This is a genomic window from Mesorhizobium sp. M8A.F.Ca.ET.021.01.1.1, assembly GCF_003998025.1.
GTDB lineage: Bacteria > Pseudomonadota > Alphaproteobacteria > Rhizobiales > Rhizobiaceae > Mesorhizobium.
In genome coordinates this window covers 1-574 of sequence record NZ_RZSJ01001074.1, presented here as the reverse complement: position 1 = coordinate 574, position 574 = coordinate 1, and the positions used below count along the sequence as shown (strand labels likewise).

Annotated in this window: 1 pseudogene; it reads left to right on the top strand. The window is 66.4% G+C overall.

The features are described from left to right. Window positions 1-574 (top strand): annotated as a pseudogene (locus tag EOA36_RS36675) (SEL1-like repeat protein); the annotation flags it as partial.

The following is a 574-nucleotide window of genomic DNA, read 5'->3' as shown; positions in this document are numbered from 1 at the left end:
GTCGCGGCACGCGCGGGTCTTGTCGATGCCGAGTATCGGGTCGCCCGTTGCTATCTAGAGGGCTCAGGCGTGCCGGCGAGCCGGGCGGAAGGTAGGCGTTGGCTGCTGCGCGCAGCGAACCACGGAAGTGCTGACGCGCAGGCGCTTCTGGCTGCCCTCTATCTGGCCGGGCTGGTGGCCGCGGATGCTGACGGTCGCGATGCCAGCGTGAGTCTTTTCGAACAAGATTACTCTGGCGAACCTGACTTCGCTGCTGCGCTCGGTTTTGCCACGAAGGCGGCCGAGGCAGGCTCGGCAACGGGACAGGCGATCCTCGGTTACATTCTGGCCAGCGGCCCCGAGCCGATGCGGGATGAGGATGCTGCGCAGCGCTGGTATGAAAGGTCGGCCGCAGCTGGCTGCGCCGAAGGAAGTCTCGGCCTTGCCCTCTCGCTGGCCCGGCGCGGCAGGCCGGAACAACGGAGCAGGATTGCCGACGAGGTACGGCGCGCGGCAGATGCCGACCTGCCGACCGCAACCTATCTTCTCGCGGTCCTCACCGAACATGGGTTCGGAGTTACGAGTGATCTTGCTG